Source organism: Pseudomonas sp. S1_E05 (assembly GCF_056337105.1).
This window is the reverse complement of record NZ_JBFRHM010000001.1, coordinates 478,942-495,436: the sequence shown is the minus strand read 5'-3', so window position 1 is coordinate 495,436 and position 16,495 is coordinate 478,942. Positions and strand designations below refer to the sequence as shown.

Here is a 16,495-nt window from a genome sequence, read left to right as displayed (position 1 = left end):
GACGCCCGCCAGTGGCCAACTTCTCCCTAACCGCTCAGACGCGGGCTGGCGACACAATGATTTTTACGTTGTGCTCCTTGTTGTTCACCAATTCCTCGAACCCCTGCCCCACGATCTGCTCCAGTTGAATGCGCCCCGTCACCAATGGCGTGATGTCCAGGCGGCCGTCGGCAATGAACGCTATGACATCAGCAAACTCGCCGTTGTAGGCCAGCGCACCCAGTACCTGTTTTTCGGTGGCCACCAACTCGAAGAAATTGAATTCGCTGGGCTCTTCGAAAATCCCCACCAAAATGCACTTGCCTGCCTTACGGATCAGGTCGATGGCCAATTTGGCGGTGTTCTTGTTACCGATGCATTCAAAACTGACATCGGCCCCCAACCCTGCGGTCAATCGTCTGACTTCGGCCAGAGCATCGCACTGGCTGGGATCGAGCACGTGGCTGGCGCCCACCTCCAGCGCCTTGGCCTTGCGTGCCGCGGACATTTCCAGGGCAATGACCTGAGCCGCACCCGCCGCCTTGGCGCACATGATCGTACACAGGCCGATGGTGCCCGCACCCACGACCACAACGTTTTGCCCCAGTAGGCTCGTGGCCTTTTTTACCGCGTGCATGCCCACTGCCAGGGGCTCGATCAGCGCTCCCGCTTCGGGCGGGAAATGGGCGGGCAGCTTGTACAACAGGTTGGCCGGCACGTTGACCAGCTCGGCAAAAGCACCGTTGTTCATCAGCCCCGTGAACGCCAGGTTCTCGCAAATGTTGTAGAGCCCGTGGGTGCAGTAATAACAATGACCGCAATGCTGGCAGGCATCCGCCGCGATCTGCTCACCGACGCTAAAACCTTCGACGCCAGCGCCGAGTTCGACAATTTCGCCGCAGAACTCATGGCCAAGGATGCACTGGCCCTTGATGCCGGTCAGCGGGTGCGGGGCATCAACCGGAATGAACACCGGGCCAGCTACGTATTCGTGCAGGTCCGACCCGCAGATACCGCACCAGTGCACGCGAATTTGCACCCAGCCGGCCGGCGGCGAGACAGGCAAAGGCACGTCTTCGACGCGGATATCATGGCGACCGTGCCAAACGGCGGCACGCATGCTGCGGGTGGAAGGATGGGTAAGGCTCATGGCAATTCTCCTGAAGGTCAGTGGTACGCGGCGCCCCGCACGCAGGACGCCGGACAAATGTCAGAGGGGTTGCAAAAAATCCAGGATCAGGCGGTTGACCTGTTCGGCCGCCTCCATCTGCACCATGTGCGCCTGACCGGGCAGAACCTCTACACGGGCCGGCAACCCGGCGCTATGGCGCACCGGAATGATTGCGTCGTCACTGCCCCAGATCAGCAGGACAGGTTGACGGGCGGCTTCGATCACTCCCCGCAGATCCACCTGCTGCCGGCCATCGGCAAACACACCCTCAAGCAATGCGCGCAGCGCGCTATCAACACCCTCCAGACGTTTGTACTTGAGCATGTCTTCAAGCATCTGCCGGTTGACCAGCTCTGCATTGGAGAACAACTTGATCAATTGCGGCTTGAGGGCATTGCGATTGCTCGCCTGGGCAAATCCCTGGAGATAGTCACCGTTGATGTCTTCGCCCAGGCCAGCACTGGCGATCAGCACCAACGAGCGCACACGCTGGGCTGCCAGGCGCGCCGTGTTGAGCGCCACGGCGCCGCCCATGGAGTGGCCGACGAAATGCGCGGCAGGGATGTCCAGATGATCGAGCAATGCCAACACCACCTCGCTCAATTCATCGAGATCGCCACGCTCCAGTTTTTTGCCCGATTCACCATGCCCCGGCAGATCGAGGGCGATCACCCGCCGTCCCGCCGCCAGTGCTTCGTGATTGAACAGCCAGTTATTCAGATCGCCGCCAAAGCCGTGCACCAGCACCACAGGGATACCGCCTTCGCCCCGTTCGAAGTAGCGAATCAGACGACCGCCCAGCTCGAACTTCTGCGGTGTGGGCCCGGCCTCTTCCTCGGCGCCGTCACCCGCAACGAACGAGGCCTGGAACTGCTCGACCAGCGCATCGATTTCGGCTTCGCTGGCTTCGCCCTCCACCACGATACCCAACAGCGCCCCCACCGGAAGCGTTTCATCAGAGCGGGCGATCTGCCGACGCAATACACCCGAGAACGGCGCCTCGACGCTGCTGGAAATCTTGTCGGTCTCCACGTCCAGCACTTCATCGCCCCTGGCGATGACCTGCCCTTCTTCCTTGAGCCAGACATCGACCCGGCCTTCGGTCATCGACAAGCCCCATTTGGGCATGGTCAAGGTATGGATCTGGCTCATGAATGTGCGCTCCACTCGATCAACTTGAGCACCGCTGCCTCGATCTTCGCCGCGTCGGGAATGTACAGGTCCTCCAGAGAGTCGGAGAAAGGCACCGGCGTATGCGGCGCCGTCACCATTTCGATGGGCGCTTTTAGCGAAGCAAAGGCCTTTTGCGCGACCAGGGCGCTGATATCCGTGGCCACGCAGCAGCGTGGGTTGGCTTCATCGATGACCACCAGGCGTCCGGTTTTTTCCACGCTTTCCAGGATGCTGTCTTCATCCAGAGGGCTGGTGGTGCGCAGGTCGATCACCTCGCAATCGATGCCACGCCCCGCCAGGTTGCGTGCCGCATCCATGGCCGTGTTGACGGTCTTGCCATAGGACACCAGCGTCACGTCCTTGCCATCACGCAGGAAATTGGCCTCACCGAATGCAATGCTGTAGAGCTCTTCCGGGACATCACCCTGCAGGCTGTAGAGCATTTTGTGCTCGCAGAAAATCACCGGGTCATTGTCGCGGATCGCCTGGATCAGCAAGCCCTTGGCGTCATAGGGTGACGACGGGCACACAACCTTCAAGCCCGGAATGTGCGTCCACAATGAGGTCAACATCTGCGAATGCTGGGCCGCCGCACGCAGGCCGGCGCCGACCATGGTGCGAATCACCAGGGGCGTGGTGGCCTTGCCACCGAACATGTATCGAAACTTGGCCGCCTGGTTGAGGATCTGGTCCAGGCAGCAGCCGGCGAAGTCGACGAACATCAACTCGCACACCGGACGCATACCCCGGGTGGCCGCGCCCACGGCCGCGCCGACGTAGCCAATTTCCGACAGCGGCGTATCCAGCACCCGACCGGGAAACTGGTGATACAGGCCTTTGGTCACGCCCAGCACGCCGCCCCAGGCGTCATTCTCACCGGGGGCACCGGCACCACCGGCGACATCCTCGCCCATGATGAACACACTGGGATCACGGCCCATCTCCTGGGCCAGTGCCTCGTTGATTGCCTGCTGGTAACTGATTTTTCTCGCCATGATGAAGTTCTCGATTCTTGTTATGAAAGGCGTTCAGCGATAGGACACGTAGACGTCAGAGAGCAGATCGGCTGGGCTGGGTTTGGGGTCGGACTTGGCCTTGCACACGGCGTTTTCGATCAGCAGTTCGACCTCGCTGTCGATCTGGTCCAGTTGACCAGGCTGGACGACGCCGGCGCGCACGGTGCGTTCGCGAAACTGCATCAGGCAGTCCTTATGCTCGCGAAAATGCTTGACCTCATCCGGTGCCCGGTAAGTCTGCGCGTCGCCTTCGAAGTGACCGTAATAACGGGTCAGTTTGACCTCGATCAGCGAGGGTCCCTCTCCCGCCCGGGCCCGCTCGACGGCGGCCCCTGCCGCTTCGTGCACGGCGAAGAAATCGAAACCGTCCACCGTCACACCAGGCATGCCAAAGCCGGCCGCCCGGTCGGCGATGTGATCGCAGGCCACGGACCAGTTGGACGCGGTGGCCTCCGCATAACCATTGTTCTCGGCCACGAACAGACAAGGCAGGTTCCACACCGAAGCCATGTTCATCGCCTCGAACACCGCACCTTCGTTGGAGCCGCCGTCACCGAAGAACACCACGGCAACGCTGTCGGTGCCCTTCAGCCTGGCCGCCAGCGCCGCGCCCACCACCAGCGGCGCGCCGGCCCCGACGATGCCGTTCGCACCCAGCATGCCTTTCTCGAAGTCGGCGATGTGCATGGAACCGCCCTTGCCCTGGCAGACCCCGGTCTTCTTGCCGTAGATCTCGGCCATCATTCCGTAGACGTCCACGCCCTTGGCAATGCAATGACCATGGCCGCGGTGGTTGGATGCGATGCAATCGTCGTCGCCCAAGTGCGCCATGACTCCGGCGGCAGACGCCTCCTCACCGGCATACAGATGGACAAAACCGGGAATCTCGCCCGTGGCGAACTCCACATGCAGGCGCTCTTCGAAGGCGCGGATAGTGCGCATGACCCGATAGGCATGCAGCAATTGGTCAGCAGTCAGCTGTGTCGACATTTTTATTCTCCAGGGTGTCTTGGTTTCTGTGATCAACGTTCATGGGATGCAGCGGATGTTCGCGCCCGATGGCCAGCAGTCGCTCGCGTGCGGCGTAGGCCAGAACCGCATCGACATCGATGCTCAGGGGCCCGGCATGATCGAGGGTGACGGTAGGCCGGTCATGGACGTTGAACTCGATTTCGCGCTCGCCATCCAGGGCCAGCGTGCCGCTGGACAGGCACAGGGCGGTGGCGACACCCGGCTCCAGGCTGCCGGCGGCGGCCACTGCGCAGCCCTGCAGCAGACCCGGTGCAAGGGGCACCAGCAACGCTTCGGGAGATCGTGGGTCCAACCGCATCCACGCGCCGCAAGGTGCCTGACGCGACACGGGCCACCACAATCCGCACAGTGCGGAAATGCCAATCGATTGAGGTTCGGCGAAGGTCACGAACACCTCCGCCAGATCGGCGCCATGACTGATGGCCCGGGCGCCGACAAAGGGCAGCGAAGAGACCGCCACGTCTACCAGGGCGATCTCGCACAAGCGGCGATTCGCTTCTCGCACCAGCAAACGCTTGTTGCGGCGCAAGGCAATCTCGCTCGGCACCTTGCCGGTGACGTATAGCCCGCCCGCCAGGCCGGCGCTGGTCGCTTCACGCAGCTGCGGGAAGGCGTTGTTGGTCCCCGTGGACAGCGTCAGCAACGGGATATCGCCCACCTCCGCAGCCACGGCCTTGTGCGTGCCGTCGCCGCCCAGGACCGCGATCAATGCCACCCCGCGCTCGGCCATCCAGCGTGCGGCCTTGCGGGTATCTTCGACACTCTGGCGCAGCGTCAGGTCCAGGAATTCCACCGTCGGCCAATGCCCGTCCCGCGCCTGGCGGCCCTGGCTGTTCTTCTGCACGGCGGCGGCGATGCCCGTCATGTCCGTCGGCATCAGCACCCGTTCGACGCCGGTGGCGCCGAACGCCGCGAGCAGGCGCTGGATCACCGACACCTTGTCGGTACTGGAGAACAGCCCGGCGTTGGCGGTCAAACGCCGTACGTCTCGCCCCGACGCAGGGTTGGCAATGATGCCGACGGTCAGCGGTGTTCCAAGCGAACCGACGGCGGTACCGGCAGACTGGCTGGGCATGGGTGGCGCACCTTTTTTATTCTTGATGGCCGGTGCTTGAGCAAGGCCGGTGCCAGGTCTGCCAAAAACGCCTCCAGAGCCCGATGCAGAGCCCTCGCGTCGATAAAAAAGGCGTGCGCGAACAAGCCCGTTTGAGACGCGTCATATCAGGCTGCACGAACGCGCGCCCGGTGCGTGAGACATCGCGTCTCAGCGAACGCCGGGTTTGCTTCAGTGCTTGTCGAAGGGTCATCAACGGCGCTTAATGTCGGCACAACTAAAAGAAGATCGAATCGGAGGCCTTAATGCTTTCCGCACATTCCAGGGCGCACGTCGATTGCGTCAGCCGTGTTTTGAAGAATGCCGGGCATCTGCCCCAGTTGCCGGTTCCGGACCTGATACTCGACTCCTGGCGCCGTTCCATGGAGCAACACCATCTCGACCCGGGTTCTCTGCAAGGGCCGCGGATCCTTTCGCAGAACGTGCTGCAGGAATGCCGCGAACGCTCCGACCTGTTCCTGCGCATCGCCAGCGAGGAAGTGGCCCGCCTGCATGGCCGCGTGCGAGACGCCGACTATTGCGTCCTGCTCACCGACGCCCAGGGCCAGACCATCGATTACCGCGTCGAAACCTCGATTCGCAACGATTGCCGCAAGGCCGGCCTGTACCTGGGGACCTGCTGGTCCGAAGGTGAAGAAGGCACGTGCGGCGTGGCGGCGGTCCTCAATGCACGAACCCCGGTGACCGTGCACAAACGCGATCACTTTCGCGCAGCGTTCATCGGCCTGACCTGCTCGGCGGCCCCGGTGTTCGACCCGCGGGGCGAACTGCTCGGCGTGCTCGATGTGTCGGCCGTTCGCTCGCCCGATGATCGCCGCTCCCAACACCTGATCCGGCAGATGGTGGTACAGAGCGCACGTGAGATCGAACAGGCATTCTTCATGAGCAGCGCCCAGGGCTACTGCGTATTGCGCGCGCACAACAACCAGGGTTACGTCGACAGTCAACCCGATTACCTGCTGGCCTGGGATGATGACGGCTGCCTGCAGGCGTTGAACCCGGCGGCGCGCCAATGGTTGCTGCAGCGTTTTGAGCAACTGCCGCAGCACATCGATCAGGCGTTCGATCAGCAGGTATTGCACCGAGCCCGAGACGGATCCTTGTGCCTACTGCCGGATCGCAACGGTCAGCCGCCCCTGCACGCCCGTCTTAGCCTGCCTCGGCGCAGCCCGCCGGCCCCTGCGCGCCCGGCACGGGCGCCGGTCGAGCTCGATCCGCGCCTGGAAGAAAGCCTGCGCCTGGCGGTACGGGTCAAGGACCGCAACCTGCCGGTGTTGATCCAGGGCGAGACCGGCTCGGGAAAGGAAGTGTTCGCCCGACACCTGCACCAGGCCAGTCGACGTCGCGACCGCCCTTTCGTCGCGCTCAATTGCGCAGCGATTCCGGAAAGCCTCATCGAAAGCGAATTGTTCGGCTATGTCGCGGGCGCCTTCACCGGCGCTGCGAACAAAGGCATGCAGGGCCTGCTGGAGCAGGCCAACGGCGGCACCTTGTTCCTCGATGAAATCGGTGACATGCCGCTGGCCTTGCAAACCCGGCTGCTGCGCGTACTCGCCGAAGGCGAAGTCGCGCCATTGGGTGCATCACGGCGAAAGGTCGTCGACATTCAGGTGATCTGCGCCAGCCACCGCGACCTGGAAGCATTGGTCGCAGCAGGCGAGTTTCGCGAAGACCTGTATTTTCGCTTGAACGGGGCACGCTTTCAGTTGCCACCCTTGCGCGAACGCAGCGACCGCCTGACCCTGGTCAACCGCATCCTGGCACAAGAGTCACCGCCCGATGCAGCCCCGATGCAATTGGCCAGCAACGTGCTGGAATGCCTGTTGAATTACCGTTGGCCGGGCAACGTGCGGCAACTGCGCCACGTCCTGCGCTATGCCTGCGCGGTGTGCGATACGCAACTGATCCAGCTCGACCACCTGCCCGAGGCCTTGCGCGGCACCGCGATAGAGAGTGCAGTCGGCCATGCCTGCGGCGAGCACAGCGCGAGCCCGGAACGCCAGGCGCTGCTCGACGCGCTGGTACGACATCGCTGGAAGCCGGCGGCCGCCGCCCGCTCGCTGGGTATTTCCAGGGCTACCCTGTATCGGCGGGTACATCAACACGGCATCGACATGCCGGGAAGAAGTCGGGACACGCTGACTGATCTCAATTGCGTTCCCAGGGTGTAAAGTAGTCGCCATAAAAATCATATTCAGGAAATGATATGACCCTGGCCAAATCCTCCTTGAGCATCACCTCGAACTTCGACAGCGGCAACATTGAAGTGCTGGACCTCAGCAATCCGCTGCAACCGCTGCTGGCCATCAAGCCAGACACTCGCAGCCCGCACTTCCAGTGGTTTCATTTCAAGGCCAGCGGCCTGCATGTCGGCCAGGAGCACTGGTTCCGGCTGAGCAACGCGAGCAAATCCTCCTACAACAAAGCCTGGACCGGCTATCAGGCCGTGGCCTCCTACGATCATGTGAACTGGTTCCGCATACCGACCATTTTCGAAGGCGATGCCCTGCGCTTCAGCCTTGAAGCCACTGCCACCCATGCCTGGTTTGCCTACTTCGAACCCTACAGCCGCGGCCGCCATGACTGGCTGATCGAGCAGGCGCTGACCAAGGCCGGCACCGAACTGCTGGCCACCGGCAAGAGCATCGAGGGTCGGGACATCCAACTTCTGCGCAAAGGCACGGGCGCCGAGGGCCGGCGAAAAGTGTGGATCATTGCCCAGCAGCACCCCGGCGAGCACATGGCCGAATGGTTCATGGAAGGCGTGATTGAACGCCTGGAACATCAGGACGATGCGGTGTTGAATAAACTGCTGGCCAGCGCCGACCTGTATCTGGTGCCGAATATGAACCCGGACGGCGCTTTCCACGGTCACCTGCGCACCAACGCCATGGGCCAGGACCTCAATCGTGCCTGGCAGAATGCGAGCCCGGAGATCAGCCCGGAAGTGTTCTTCGTCCAGCAGCAGATGGAACAGTATGGCGTCGACCTGTTCATCGATGTCCACGGCGACGAGGAGATCCCCCACGTATTCACCGCCGCTTGCGAAGGCAACCCCGGCTACACGCCGCGCATCGAAAAGCTCGAAGAGGATTTTCGCAATCACCTCAAGCACACCACCAAGGACTTCCAGACCCAACACGGCTACGTGCGTGACGAGCCGGGCAAGGCCAACATGACCCTGGCCTGCAACGCCGTTGGCCAGAAGTACGACTGCCTGTCCCTGACGCTGGAAATGCCGTTCAAGGACCACGACGACCACCCCAACCCGCTCACCGGCTGGTCAGGCAAGCGTTCGAAGCAGTTGGGCAAGGATGTACTGACGACGGTGGCGGAGATGGTCGGCAGGTTGCGCTAACGCCCATAGGCTGCATGGATTTCCATGCAGCCTCGCGCGGCTGTCATTGGCACTCATCAAGCTCGTGTGAGGGAAGACTTTGCAATGAAGGCACTATTCCAGAGGGCCTGTAGTCAGGTACACGCTTCTACCTGAAAGCTGTCCTTTCGCATCGATGGCCTCGACACTGTAAATACCGGCACCTGCCTGGCGCCCTTCAAGCAGAAAATTTGCGGTGGTAGGCGTACCGACTGCCGGTGGAATCCCCAGTCTTTTGAACACGGTGTATTTAACTGCGCCCGGTACCGGGTCCCAGAAAAAGTGAATACTGTTCGGCCCAGGAACTGCGCGAAAATTCTCAGGTGCCAGCTCATAAAACTCGGGAGGGGGTGGATAAGGAGGGGTGTAAGAAGCTAAACGGTATTTCTCTTCCAGCCATGTTCTTGCCATATCGGCATGAAGCCAGTTACCCCTGACCGGTTTCCCAGGCTCCCAACCGATCAGCCCTGAGTACCAAAACTCGTTGTCCAGACAAAGGACCCCTTGATCATAACCGTTTTTGTAGTTCGGCTGGTCGCCAAGACAATGGCCTCCCCCCACGTTATGACCGATCTCGTGAGCGAAAACCCAGTTATTTGTAACGGAGCTGATGCTTAATCTACCGCCCAGTCGGGCAATTCCGTTTCTGTCGCCGACATGAGAATCCTTGCCGGCAAAAAGCGCGATCAAATCCGCGCCGCTTTCACGTGCCGGAGTACCAAACCACAGTTCCATGTTGTCCAACGTTTGCGAACTAATCTGTGGATTACTTTCAAAAATCACGGCCTTGGCCAAGCTCAAGGAGATGATATTGATACCGGCATTGCGTAAAGACAAATTCACTGTTTCCAATCTTGCTCGCGCATCGGCGTTGAGATCAGCCCCCACATATTTGGAGTCAACCGCATTGCGGGTATAGGCCGCAAAAACATGGATGGTCACGGGTGCGCGGGGCGAGGCACTTTTTTCCGGCTTCCTGGGTCCTGCTAGCGTTTTCTCGACAACGCCTGCAACAGCGTCGTCTCGCAGTGGTTGGCCTGACCTTGGGGGCAGCGGGGTAAATGTCCGCTCGCCGTTTTTACTGACACGCGAAACGCCCTCACTGTCTGCTCTTCTCATCAACGCAAAATGGCTTCCATCGGGTGAGCGGACATCGATCAGATAGCCTCGGGAATCATCCTTCATCCGCACGTTGCCACTAACGACCCGATATCCCTCACTGTCGTAGTCATTGATGAGCTCAAAAACTCCCGGTTCGATCAAGTCTGCGTACAACTGGGCTGCAGTCTTATTGGCGAAGTTTTCGATCTTGCGCATTTGCGGCGCGGCATCGCCATCCGATGGCGAATGAGCACACGCGCCGAGCAACATCATCAACGACAGGATCGGCATCCCACAAAAAATTCGATGCATCCAATGCAAACTTGCAGAGCTGAACATGATTTTTCTCCCGAAAAAAACCTATCCATTGCTGGGGGACTGGCCTTTTGGCGGCCACTGCAGTCTTCGAGCATTGAACAGACTTTTTCCGGACCGCGTAACTGTCAAAGTTGACAGGTACGCGGTGCTTCTCGCCAGACGATCAACCGCGATCCTTACCCCGCAACATGCTGTCCAGCACACCATCGCGCCGCACCCAGCCATGGAACAACGCTGCCGCCAGATGCACCAGCACGGTGAAGAACAGCAGGTACGCGAGATAGCCGTGGGCCTTGCGCAGGAACGCGAACAGCGGTGCGTTGGCCGGCATGATCGAAGGCAGTTGCAACGAGGTGCCGAGCATCACCGGCTCGCCCGAGGCCGAGATCATCGCCCAGCCGAGCAGCGGCAACGCCAGCATCAAGACGTACAGCAAGACATGCGAAGCCTTCGCCGCCAGCACTTGCCAACCGGGCAGGTCCGCAGGCAGCGGAGGTTGTCGGGTGGAGAACCGCACGGCGAGGCGCACGATCACCAGCAGCAGAATGGCGACCCCCAGCGGCTTGTGCAGATGAATCAGCCACTCGTGACGCTCGGACACGGACGCAACCATACCGGCACCGATAAACAGCATCGCGATGATCATCAGCGCCATCAGCCAGTGCAGCAACCGCGCCAGTGGAGCGAAGTGGTTGGGTTGGGCGCTCATTGTTGAGCCTCCTGTTTGGCGGCAGGCAATTGGCTGACTTCGCTGGTGCGACGCAGGTAGGAATTGGCGTAGCCGGCCGAACGGGCGGCCAGCAATGGGTCGTCGGAACCCTCGATGCCGGCCGGCAGCACCAGCGGGTCGTAATTGATGTCGCGGCATTCGCCATCGATCTGCGGTTGGGTGCTCTCCAGAACCAGGGTACCGGCGTTAATCACCTTGCGCCCTTCGGGCCAGGGCTTGCTGGCGTCGTTGGTGGGGTCGCCGGGGTTGGCCAGCGTGATCATCAGTTGCCACCGCAGTGGGCCCGTGGCGATCCGCTGCACCAGGTCCTGCTCGAGATAATCGCTGCCTTGCGGCGCCGTCGCACCCGGCGCGTCCTTGGCCACCGGCACCATGTTCCAACGCACCGCCTGTTTTTGCCCGGTCGCGTTGACCAGGTAAAACGCGTTGACGCTGTTGTAGTTCTCCGTCACGTAACTCGCCGAGGGCTTGGCGGTTTTCACCCAGGCCAGAAACGGCGCGGTTTCTGGATGCGAGGCAAAAAACGCCGGCACCGCGGCCGGGTCCGGGTTGCCTGTGGCGGGTAACGGCGACAGGGCCTGCTGGAACTGGTAGAACGCCTCGGGCGTGCCCACCGGGAACACCGGCATGCTGTTCATCCCGGTGCGCCACTGTTGGCCATTGGCCTGGGTGAAGCGCAATGCCAGGCTGCGAATCGGCACCGCGCCATCCGGCGCGTAAGGACTGCCGGCAGGCAAGGCAAAGCGCCCGACCACCGGGGTGCGGGCCTCGTTGAACACCTGCGCGATGGAATAGCTGCGCGCCTCGCCGCTGCTTTCGAAATGTCCGATCACGCACACGCCCTTGGCATGGTTGCGACGAAATCCGGGATGCACGCCATTGTTGGTTTCCAGCACGTTGACCAGTTTCTTCGGCGTCAGGCGTTGTGGGTCGAAGGTTCCGTTGACGTAGGCGAACGCCCCGGCGACGGCACCGACCACCACGGCGATGGCAGCCAGGCGCAACACCAGGCTCGTGCCACTCAAAGGCGGTGATGAGCGATCTACCATGAAAAACTCCAGGGCCTGCGGCCATGAGTGAGAAGAATCAGGCAGACGCACCGCCTTGGGGTTTATTCCATCACCCGGTATTTATTTTTCCAGGCGTGGAATAACCTCGGCTTCCGGGCGTCTCTCTAGTCCAACAGCGTAGTGACTAGCCAGCATTTGATGAACGAAATCGACGAACAACTGCGAGAAATCATTCCCAGACTGCGCCGCTTTGCCGTGTCATTGACGCGCAACGCCAGCAGCGCGGACGATCTGGTGCAGTCGTGCCTTGAACGCGCACTGTCGAGTTGGAGTGCCAAGCGCCCCGAGGGCGATTTGCGTGCCTGGCTGTTTGCGATCCTGTACCGGCAGTTTCTCGATGCGCATCGCCGTTCGCGCCGTTACGCGCGGATGCTCGAATTCTTTACAGGACGCGACGATAGCGAGCCGTCAGCGGAGCGGACGGTGCTGGCCCAATCGACGCTTGAGGCGTTCGACCAGCTCAGCACCGAACAGCGCGCCCTTTTGCTCTGGGTGTCGGTCGAGGGCCTGAGCTACAAGGACGTCGCCGAGATACTTGACGTGCCCATCGGCACCGTCATGTCACGCCTCTCACGCGCACGCCAGGCCTTGCGCCAGCTCAGCGACGGCGAAATCACCCGCCCTTCCCTGCGGAGACTCAAATGATCAGCATGCCTCCGAACGAACGCGACCTGCACGCGTACATCGACCACCAGCTCGGTGAAGACGACCGACGCCTCGTGGAAACGTTTCTCGCCAGCAACCCGACCGTGGGCGCACAGGTACGTGCCTGGCAACAGGACGCCCAGCAACTGCGCGCGGCCCTCGGCGGCGCCTTGCAGCAACCGGCAAACCCGGCACTCGACCCGTTGCGGATCCGCCAGCGTCTCAGGCGCCAGTCGCGAGGTCATCTGGCCAGCGCGGCGGTGCTGTTGATCGCCGTCAGCATCGCGGGTTTGAGCGGTTGGAAAGCCCGGGAGATGACCCTCCTCAGCACCGCCCAACCGATGGGCGATGCCATGCAGGCTTACCGCCTGTTTGCCCAGCAAGGCATGCTGCCGGCCGACTACAAGGTCAGCGAAACCGGCGACATGCAGGGCTGGCTTGATCGGTATTTCACCCAAGCCAATCGCCTGCCCGATCTGTCGCACGCGGGATTCAGCCCGGTCAGCGGGCGTCTGCTCAGCACCGAACAAGGGCCGGCGGCGATGGTGGTGTATGAGGATCGCGGTGGCAACAAGATCAGCTTCTACGTGCGCCCGCCAGGACCGAGAAACTTCATGCTGCCACGGGGCAGTCGCACTGACGGCGAGTTGCAGGCCGAGTACTGGTCGGGCGGTGGGTACAACTACGCGATGGTCAGCCCCAGCGATACGCAGGCGGCGCGGATGTTGCGGCAGACCGTAAACTTTTGAGTCGTCGCTTACCCCTGTGGGAGCGGGCTTGCTCAGTGTCAGGGAACTCTCACCCCTGCCCAAACACCTGTGAAGGCCGTCGCAGCAGCGGATCAAACGGATTGATCCGTGGCCCGATCAGCGCCGCTTCGCGCTTGAGCATCTCGACCACCGTCGGCAAGCGGTCCGGACCCAGTCGATCGCTGATGGTGGCGACACTCAGCGCCGCCACCGCACGTCCTTCGCGGTCCAGGATCGGCACGGCCAACCCGGCCATCCCCTGGAGCACACCAGTGTTGCGTCCGGCATAACCCAGCGCACGCACGTTATCGACTTCGGCGCGCAGGAACACTTCGTCGTACAGATGAAAATCCTTGAGCCGTGGCAGGTTATAGCGGATCACCGTGTCGCGCTCTTCTTCCGGCAGGAACGCCAGGATCGCCAGGCTGCCCTGGCCGACACCCAACGCCACGCGTCCGCCGATGTCACCGGTAAAGGTGCGAATCGGAAACGGCCCTTCACTGCGGTCCAGGCAGATCGCATCAAACCCGCTGCGCGCCAGCAGGAACAACGAGTCGCCCAATGACGCAGACAGCCGCAGCAGCGACGGGCGAACCAGCTCACGCAGGTTGCCGGTATTGCCCGCCCGCGCAGCCAGGGCAAAGAACTCAAGACTCAAGCGGTAGCGCTTGCTGCGCCCGTCCTGCTCGACCATGCCCTCGTCCATCAGGCTGCGCAGCAGGCGGTGAGTGGTCGGTTGCGACAGACCGATGCGCTGGGCCAGTTGGGTCACCCGCTCGCCGCCCTCGACCGTGTCACCGAGGGTACGCAGGACGGCAAACAACCTTGAGACAGCGCCGACACCGACTTCATTTTTATCTTTATTCCGCTCAGTGGAATCAGTCATGCCATTTCTCGTCATTTAATTTATTCAATGAATGAAACTGAAAATAGTCATCGATTCAGTGAAATTTGCCATTGAGCCCATCCTAGTCTTCGTCCTACTCTGCGTCCATACAGGGGCGATTCGAACAACAGCGGCAGCCGACTCAAATCGAGCGCCAACGCACCCGGCAAGACCTTTTCGTATCTGCCCATACAAAAAAGCACGGCCCCAGGCCGCGCATAACAATCACAGGTGGAGCGCAGTTATGGCTTTCGTGCAACTTGAAGGACTTGGCAAACGCTATGGCGACATCGACGCCGTGGTGGCTACCGATCTCTCGGTCGATAAAGGCGAGTTCGTTTCCCTGCTCGGCCCCTCCGGCTGCGGCAAGACCACCACCTTGCAAATGATCGCTGGCTTCGTTGAAGTCACCAGCGGGCGCATCGTGCTCGATGGTCGCGACATCACCCACGCCAAACCCGCCAGTCGTGGCCTGGGCGTGGTGTTCCAGAGTTACGCGCTGTTCCCGCACATGACCGTCAAGGACAACGTCGCCTTCGGCCTGCGCATGCGCAAGGTGGCCAACGGCGAGTTGCAGCAACGCGTCGAACGGGTGCTCAAGCTGGTACGCCTGGACAAGCATGCCGAGCGTTACCCACGGGAGTTGTCCGGCGGCCAGCGCCAGCGGGTGGCACTGGCCCGGGCCCTGGTGATCGAACCACCGGTGCTGCTGCTCGACGAGCCGCTGTCCAACCTCGACGCCAATTTGCGCGAAGAGATGCAATTCGAAATCCGCCGCATCCAGCGCGAGGTCGGCATCACCACGCTGATGGTCACCCACGACCAGTCCGAAGCGCTGTCCATCAGTGACCGCGTGGTGGTGATGCAAGCCGGGCGCATCACCCAGATCGACGCGCCCTATACCCTCTACGAACACCCGCGCACGGAGTTCATTTCCGGATTCGTCGGCAAGGCCAACCTGCTGCCCGGCGAGCGTGACAGCACAGGCGTGGTCCACGTTAAAGCAGGCGGCGAGCTGACCCTGAGCCTTCGCCCGGAAAAAATCGATCTGTGCGATGCGGGTAGCGGTCGCGTACAAGGTCGCATCAACAGCCGCTTCTTCCTTGGCAGCCAGTGGCTGTACGGCGTCACAACCGACCTGGGCGAACTCAGCGTCGTGCGCCGCAACGACGGCTCGGCACCGCTGAATGAAGGCACCACCGTCGGCCTGGACTGGGACACAGCGCTGCTGCGAGTACTGAGCGTCGACGAGGTGTCGGCATGAGTACGCTGGCCGCACTTCGACAAGGGCGCCAGGGCTATCTGCTGTCAGCACCCGCGCTGGCGTTGTACGTCTGCTTGCTCGTTGTCCCGCTGCTGTTGACCCTGGTGCTGTCGTTCAACGTGTTCGACTACGGCACCGGCATCAACAGCCAAGCCTATACCCTTGAACACTACAGCAGCCTGCTGGGGGACCCGTACTTCTACGAGATCTTCCTGCGCACTTTCTGGATCAGCGCCCTGACCACCCTGCTGTGCGTGCTGATCGGCGTGCCCGAGGCCTACATCCTCAGCCGCATGGGCGCGCCGTGGCGCTCGATCTTCCTGGTGCTGATCCTCACCCCGCTGCTGATTTCGGTGGTGGTGCGCGCCTTTGGCTGGAGCCTGTTGCTCGGCGCCGACGGCCTGGTCAACCAGACCCTGCAAGCCCTGGGCGGTTCGCCGGTGAAGCTGCTCTACACCCCGTTCGCGGTGGTGGTCGCGCTGGTCCACGTGATGCTGCCGTTCATGATCATTCCGGTGTGGACCTCGCTGCAAAAACTCGATCCCGCTGCCGAGCAGGCTGCGCTGTCGCTTGGGGCCAGCCACTTCACGGTGATCCGCAAAGTGGTGCTGCCGCAGATCATGCCCGGCGTGCTCTCCGGCACCCTGATCGTGTTCGGCCTGGCCGCCAGTTCGTTCGCGATTCCCGGATTGCTCGGCGGTCGACGGATCAAGATGGTCGCCACGCTGATCTACGACCAGTACCTGTCGGAGCTGAACTGGCCCATGGGCGCGGCCATCGCCGTCGCACTGCTGCTGCTCAACCTGCTGATCATGCTGTCGTGGAACCGGATGATCGAAGGCCGCTACAAGAAGTCACTGGGATAACTCGA

15 protein-coding genes are annotated in these 16,495 nt (G+C 61.7%); 6 read left to right on the top strand and 9 right to left on the bottom strand.

The window, feature by feature from the left end; all coding sequences use genetic code 11:
• Positions 1–34: 34 nt before the first annotated feature.
• The 5 genes from AB4N33_RS02105 to AB4N33_RS02085 all read right to left on the bottom strand — a co-directional run bounded on the left by AB4N33_RS02105 (position 35) and on the right by AB4N33_RS02085 (position 5,446).
• A complete protein-coding gene (locus AB4N33_RS02105) occupies positions 35–1,099 on the bottom strand; it encodes a 2,3-butanediol dehydrogenase (RefSeq protein WP_460126623.1) in 1,065 nt (354 codons plus the stop codon).
• 90 nt (positions 1,100–1,189) lie between these two features.
• Positions 1,190–2,302, bottom strand: a complete 1,113-nt coding sequence (locus AB4N33_RS02100) for an acetoin dehydrogenase dihydrolipoyllysine-residue acetyltransferase subunit (RefSeq protein WP_476456307.1) — start codon at positions 2,300–2,302, stop codon at positions 1,190–1,192.
• Entirely contained in the window at positions 2,299–3,318 is a 1,020-nt protein-coding gene (locus AB4N33_RS02095) for an alpha-ketoacid dehydrogenase subunit beta (RefSeq protein ID WP_460122605.1), read from the bottom strand. Before AB4N33_RS02095 ends, AB4N33_RS02100 begins: the two co-directional genes overlap by 4 nt.
• Before the next feature lie 33 nt (positions 3,319–3,351).
• Complete coding sequence (locus tag AB4N33_RS02090) at positions 3,352–4,329, bottom strand: thiamine pyrophosphate-dependent dehydrogenase E1 component subunit alpha (protein WP_476456306.1); 978 nt, start codon at positions 4,327–4,329, stop codon at positions 3,352–3,354.
• On the bottom strand, positions 4,307–5,446 hold the full coding sequence (locus tag AB4N33_RS02085; protein WP_476456305.1) for an ATP-NAD kinase family protein: 1,140 nt from the start codon (positions 5,444–5,446) through the stop codon (positions 4,307–4,309). The genes AB4N33_RS02090 and AB4N33_RS02085 overlap by 23 nt, the downstream gene beginning before the upstream one ends.
• Positions 5,447–5,730: 284 nt before the next feature.
• On the opposite strand from AB4N33_RS02085, the gene AB4N33_RS02080 reads away from it, so the two are divergent.
• Both AB4N33_RS02080 and AB4N33_RS02075 read left to right on the top strand, forming a co-directional pair.
• Entirely contained in the window at positions 5,731–7,656 is a 1,926-nt protein-coding gene (locus AB4N33_RS02080; protein WP_476456304.1) for a sigma-54-dependent Fis family transcriptional regulator, read from the top strand.
• A gap of 35 nt (positions 7,657–7,691) precedes the next feature.
• Complete coding sequence (locus AB4N33_RS02075; protein WP_476456303.1) at positions 7,692–8,843, top strand: M14 family metallopeptidase; 1,152 nt, start codon at positions 7,692–7,694, stop codon at positions 8,841–8,843.
• Positions 8,844–8,936: 93 nt separating this feature from the next.
• On the opposite strand, the gene AB4N33_RS02070 is transcribed toward AB4N33_RS02075, so the two are convergent.
• The 3 genes from AB4N33_RS02070 to AB4N33_RS02060 form a co-directional block, all read right to left on the bottom strand.
• Positions 8,937–10,301, bottom strand: a complete 1,365-nt coding sequence (locus AB4N33_RS02070; protein WP_476456302.1) for a zinc-dependent metalloprotease family protein — start codon at positions 10,299–10,301, stop codon at positions 8,937–8,939.
• Positions 10,302–10,443: 142 nt separating this feature from the next.
• Positions 10,444–10,989, bottom strand: coding sequence for a cytochrome b (locus AB4N33_RS02065; RefSeq protein WP_476456301.1), 546 nt, complete (start codon positions 10,987–10,989; stop codon positions 10,444–10,446).
• On the bottom strand, positions 10,986–12,059 hold the full coding sequence (locus AB4N33_RS02060) for a catalase family peroxidase (RefSeq protein WP_476456300.1): 1,074 nt from the start codon (positions 12,057–12,059) through the stop codon (positions 10,986–10,988). Before AB4N33_RS02060 ends, AB4N33_RS02065 begins: the two co-directional genes overlap by 4 nt.
• A gap of 159 nt (positions 12,060–12,218) precedes the next feature.
• Here AB4N33_RS02060 and AB4N33_RS02055 point away from each other — a divergent pair, with 159 nt between their 5' ends.
• Together AB4N33_RS02055 and AB4N33_RS02050 are read left to right on the top strand one after the other, a co-directional pair.
• Positions 12,219–12,725, top strand: coding sequence for a sigma-70 family RNA polymerase sigma factor (locus tag AB4N33_RS02055; protein ID WP_460122591.1), 507 nt, complete (start codon positions 12,219–12,221; stop codon positions 12,723–12,725).
• Positions 12,722–13,474 (top strand): anti-sigma factor family protein, encoded by a 753-nt coding sequence (locus AB4N33_RS02050; RefSeq protein WP_476456299.1) that lies wholly within the window; start codon positions 12,722–12,724, stop codon positions 13,472–13,474. Before AB4N33_RS02055 ends, AB4N33_RS02050 begins: the two co-directional genes overlap by 4 nt.
• Positions 13,475–13,523: 49 nt before the next feature.
• Here AB4N33_RS02050 and AB4N33_RS02045 read toward each other — a convergent pair whose 3' ends face one another.
• Entirely contained in the window at positions 13,524–14,360 is an 837-nt protein-coding gene (locus AB4N33_RS02045) for an IclR family transcriptional regulator (RefSeq protein WP_460122587.1), read from the bottom strand.
• A 244-nt stretch (positions 14,361–14,604) separates the two neighbouring features.
• On the opposite strand from AB4N33_RS02045, the gene AB4N33_RS02040 reads away from it, so the two are divergent.
• Complete coding sequence (locus tag AB4N33_RS02040; protein ID WP_476456298.1) at positions 14,605–15,624, top strand: ABC transporter ATP-binding protein; 1,020 nt, start codon at positions 14,605–14,607, stop codon at positions 15,622–15,624.
• A complete protein-coding gene (locus AB4N33_RS02035; protein ID WP_476456297.1) occupies positions 15,621–16,490 on the top strand; it encodes an ABC transporter permease in 870 nt (289 codons plus the stop codon). Before AB4N33_RS02040 ends, AB4N33_RS02035 begins: the two co-directional genes overlap by 4 nt.
• Positions 16,491–16,495: the final 5 nt, after the last annotated feature.